Genomic DNA, 5127 nt, shown 5'->3' on the forward strand with positions numbered 1-5127 from the left:
TAGCCAAAGCGGACGATGCCGTGATCGTCCACCACGACAATCCGTGCAGTGGTGGACAGAGTATTGTTCATGATTGACAACTCCGTCTGGGAATGGTGAATGTGACCGATGTTCCCTCGCTCGGAACCGAATCAATTAGCAGCTCACCGCCAACCGATTCGGCGCGATAACGCATGATGTTTAATCCATTGGTTCTTGCCTTACGCTGTGGCTCTGCCATGCCAATTCCATCATCATGTATTGTCACACAAAATTCTTCGGTTGTCGAAATTTCGATGCTGATACGTGTCGCCTGGGCGTGTTTGACTACGTTGTGCACCGCTTCACAAGCGATTTGATAGACCACAAACGCGACTGCGTCATTGCTGATATACGACTCGTCAAAATTTTGAGCATTGATTTCACAGGGAATGCCAAACCGCCGTTTCGTTTCGGAGCAAAGCCCCTGAAGCCCCGCCAACAAATCCACCGAGTCAATCGAACTTTTTAGCAGTCCGTCCGACAATCGGCGAACGTCTTTGTGCGTTTCCTTGAGAATCTCGCCGAGCTGCTTGACGTTCTCGAGTTGGGATTCCATCTCGCTAGGCAGGTTGCGACGCAACGATTCGGCGATCAATGCGCCCCCGGTCAATTGCTGAGCGATTCCATCATGCAATTCGCGTCCAATCCGCTGCTGTTCAATCACCGCCATTTCGGAAACGACCTCTTCGAGCCGTTTACGTGCGATCAGGTGACCAAGCTGAATCCCAATGTCAGGCAGAATTTCGAAAAAACGATCGCTCCTCGGCACCACTTGGTCCGAAATGAACTCCATGATCGCGACCGTTTCGCCGTCTACCGTAATCGGAAATGCGCAGGCGGCGCGAAATCCGAAATCCGAAATAGCATGATAGGCCGGATCGAGCGATGCATCTTCGACCCAGTGCGGTTCGCCGGTATGCATCACCAATCCGATCATCCCCTCGCCACGCGTGAACCGTTTTTGGCTACGCCGCTCGCGGAAATTCCGAAGCTGTGGCAATCGTTCATTCGCGTCGTCGCGGACATGCCACAACCCTGCGCTTTCCATTTGTCCGGTGTCGTCGCTGCACCGTCGCCACAAATGTCCGATCACCCAGCCATCGTACGAGGCAATGCGTTGGAGTGCTGCTCGCATTGCGTTCTCGATTGTTTTTGATTCATTAGCGGCACGGGTAATGCTTTGCAGAATATCCAGAAATTCGGTTCGCTGTAAAACTTGCTCTCCGAGCGTTCGGTTCATTTCACGAATATTTTCCTCTGCATTTTTACGCTCGTCGATATCGATCCACATGCCAACCGCGAATTGAGCAATTCGTTTCCCATCTATCAGCGAATAAATCACTTTCCCACGGTCTTCGATCCAGCAAAGTTCATTCTGAGTGCTGACCACTCGAAATTCAGCCCGATAACCATTGTCATCACAACGAGCGAGAATGTCCGATAAATGAGCGAGATACCGCTCGCGATCGTCTTCGTAGATCATTTCAGCGATTCGATCGCATGTAACCGGTTCATCGGGGGTGATCCCGGTGATGTTCCGCAGCTCGTTGGACCACGACAAGTCCTGATTTTCCACATTGTAGGAATACCACCCCAAATCAGCTGCATTGGAAGCGAGTCGAAGCTTTTGCTCTGTCGCAGAAAGTTTGGCTTCCATTCGCTTCCGCTCACCGATGTCAATGCTGTGAGCCACGATGGTACCGTCTTCACGCGAATGTCCTGAAACGAGCATCCACAGCAACGAGCCGTTCTTACATCGAAATTCTTTCTCGTAGGGTACAAAGTGTCCTGTTTTCTCAAGTTCGTCATAATTCTCTGACGCAACATGGAACCACTCCGGTGGCAGATCGAGATTTAGCTGCTGTAGCGAATGCGATTGAATCTCATCGCGTGTGTATCCCGTCCGTTCTAAAAACCAATCATTGCAATTCAGCAGAGTCCCATTTGCATCAAAAAACAAAACCCCAATACCGTCGACCCTCAGCGCGTGTCGCAGCTGCGCCTCACTTGATCGCAATTCTTCTTCGCGTTTTTTGCGTGCAGTGATGTCGACCATCGTCACCACGACTCCGCCATTTTTTTTGTCATCGGCTCGATACGGCAGCAGACGGCGGATGAACACTCGACCATCACGGCAACTGACTTCGTTTTCCAACGGTTGCAGTTGTCTGAGCACCTGGGCACATTCGGCGGACAAATCGCCGTCGAGAAAATCATCGGCAAGATCGCCAATCGGTCGCCCTTGATCCGAGCTGCGTATGCGGATCAAGGCTTGCGCGGCGGGGGTGAACCAGCGAATGGCGAGGTTGTTGTCCAAACAGATTGTGGGGATTTGCGTCGCGGAAATCAGGTTTTCTAAATCTGCGTGTTTGATCTCGAGCTCGTCGATTTTCAAAGCCAATTCTTGATTGACGGTCGAAAGTTCTTCGTTGAGCGACTGCAATTCCTCTTTGCTGGTTTCTAATTCCTCATTCGTGCTTTGCAGCTCTTCATTGACGCTGACCACCTCTTCGTTAGACGCCTTGTACTCTTCGTGTGCGATCTCAAATTGTTCCAACGATGACTGCAATTCGTCTTTGACCAATCGCAGCTCGTTTTCCAAATGGTGAATCGTCGATTCCCGTTCGTCACGCGTCGAAACACCTACAAAATCGCCGCCCAGCTTGATCACGTCGTGGTCGGTTTGCGAATCAACCTGCTGCTCGGGTGAAGATGGATTATCGGAAACCTGAAACGAAATCAACGCAAACGCATCATGATCCATGGCATCGGCGAGCAAACGGATTTCAATTGCCACATCAATAGCGTTGCCATCGTGGTCCAATCGACAATCGAGTTGGACGGTGTGTTTTTCGGCAAACGATTTACGCACCGCGTCGCGAAGCCTCGGTTTCAGGTCGCTACGAAGCTTGCTTAGTAGGTCCTCGGTGGGGACGCCGGGGGCATGCTGCAGAAACTGGTTGACATCGCCATTGATGTACAAGATTTTCCAGTGGCGGTCGATCAAGATGGCACACGGGGCGACAATGTCGAACAACCGTTTTTGGATCAGTTGGGCAACCTTTCTTTCGTGGCGTTGCAGCGGCAGCGGGGCCGGAAAGGTTCGCTGGGATTGCCCTTTGGCAATCGGAAATTCGACACGATCATGCCGCACAGAACCAATGCGTTGAAAAATTCGATAGCGTTTGTGGATAGTCGAAAACAAATCGTCGTCTCGGCCAACGGTTTCAGCACTCCCCAGCATCAAATAGCCTCGTTCATGCAGGGCGTAATGAAATAATCCCATCAACTTATTCTGTGTTTCGGGCTTTAAGTAGATCAACACGTTGCGGCAGCAGATCAAATCAAGCTGAGAAAACGGAGGGTCCGCGATCAAGTTTTGCTCGGCAAACAACACCGAATCGCGAAGCGTTTTGCTGACGCGATAGTGATCTCCATCGCCCTCCACAACAAAGTAGCGTTGCATTTGCTGGGGCGGAACGTCGGCCTGGATACTTGGCGGATAGAGCCCCCGGCGTGCAAAGGCAAGTGCATCCTTGTCGATGTCCGATGCGAAGACATGTAGCTCGCAATCTTTCTGCTGTCGACTCATCTCATCAAGAAATAACATCGCTACCGTATAGGGTTCTTCTCCGGTAGCACATCCAGGAATCCAAACGCGGATCTGATGGCTCAACGCATTACGGTCCTCTGAATCGCTCTTCGCGGACTTTGACGCCACGATCTTGGGAATAACACGTTTCGCGAGCTCTTTCCAAGCTTGGGTATCTCGAAAAAAATCGGTCACGCTGATTAGTAAGTCTTTTGACAGCGCCGCAATTTCATCAGAATGATTTTCAAGATAGCTTAGGTAGTGTGTTGTTTGTACGATTTGACGCAAGCACATGCGTCGACGCAATCGCCGCAGCAACGTACTCTCTTTGTAATCACGAAAATCGTGATGAGCACGTTTCCGCAAGAGCGAAATAACGTCGTCGAATGTTTGCTTCGAAATTTGCGTCGAAGACGCTTCGCCGTCGTCAGTATGGATTTCTGATGCCAGAACAGGAACGACGGTTTGACTCTGCCGCACATAGGGATGCAGAGAAAAACGAGTAAGCGCAACCGCGATCTCAGGCGGCGACAACACCTGATCCACCATCCCCGTTTTGATGGCGCTGGTCGGCATTCCATCGTATTCGGCGGTGTTCGGATCTTGGGCAATGACCAATCCGCCCGCTTCGGCAATCGCTTTGATCCCCAGCGTGCCATCGCTGCCGGTTCCTGACAGCAGCACTGCGACGGCGCGGCTGTGTTGATCCTTGGCCAGCGACCGGAAAAAATGGTCCACTACAATCGGGGCGGTCCGCGGTTCGTGCATCGCCAACAATTTCAGCCGGCCCTGCTCGATCTCTAAAAAATGGCTTGGTGGGATGACATACACGCAACCAAGCTCGACGATCATCGCGTCGTCAACCTGACGCACCGGCATCGAGGTGTAATTTGCAAGCAATTCAGCCGCTAAACTTGGTTTGTCGCGAGCCAAATGTTGGACGACTACAATCGCAACATCAGGTTGATCCGGCAACGCCTCGAGCAATCGTCGCAGAGAATCCAAACCGCCTGCGGACGCACCGATGCCAACGATCGGAAATCCCTCTTTTTGATTCTCAGGCTCTCCATCTAGCGAGTCAATCTGCTGTTCCGAAGACGATGGAGCGTTCGGTCGAATGTTCCCCATATCCATTCCATGTTTTTCTAATTTTATATGACTTTGTCTGCCATCAATCGCTCCTAGCTATAGCGAAAGTCATCGCCCCAACCGCTGAGCATGTGGCTTCGATGAGCCCGCAATCCTCTGGATCATTAGAAAGATGCCCCTCGTCTCGCGATGTCGCTCGCATCGCTGATGCGTGGTTGACAGCGAGAAACGCAGCTTTGATAAGCACGCCTAACATTATTGTAGCGTTATTGAGACAGTTCATAGAATACACGGCACTAATGTTCAGTGGGGGGATCCCCCAGATCGAAGAGCGGGATTATCTGCTGTTTTGCCAATCGACCGGTGACAACAATCACGGCACCACCACGCAACGCCGTACATTTTTCCGCTAATGACGGCCCATT

At 51.5% G+C, this 5127-nt stretch carries 1 protein-coding gene; it reads right to left on the reverse strand.

Annotated elements, in window-relative coordinates:
- Positions 1-67 precede the first annotated feature (67 nt).
- Positions 68-4741: a chemotaxis protein CheB gene (locus RMSM_RS37435; protein WP_052031841.1), complete on the reverse strand. Its 4674-nt coding sequence runs from the start codon at positions 4739-4741 to the stop codon at positions 68-70.
- Between the last annotated feature and the right edge of the window lie 386 nt (positions 4742-5127).

Source organism: Rhodopirellula maiorica SM1 (assembly GCF_000346295.1).
Taxonomy (GTDB): Bacteria; Planctomycetota; Planctomycetia; order Pirellulales; family Pirellulaceae; genus Novipirellula; species Novipirellula maiorica.

Excerpts from the sequence above, each read along its gene's own strand:
- RMSM_RS37435 (WP_052031841.1), bottom strand. The coding sequence starts at position 4,741 with ATGGGGAACATTCGACCGAACGCTCCATCGTCTTCGGAACAGCAGATT.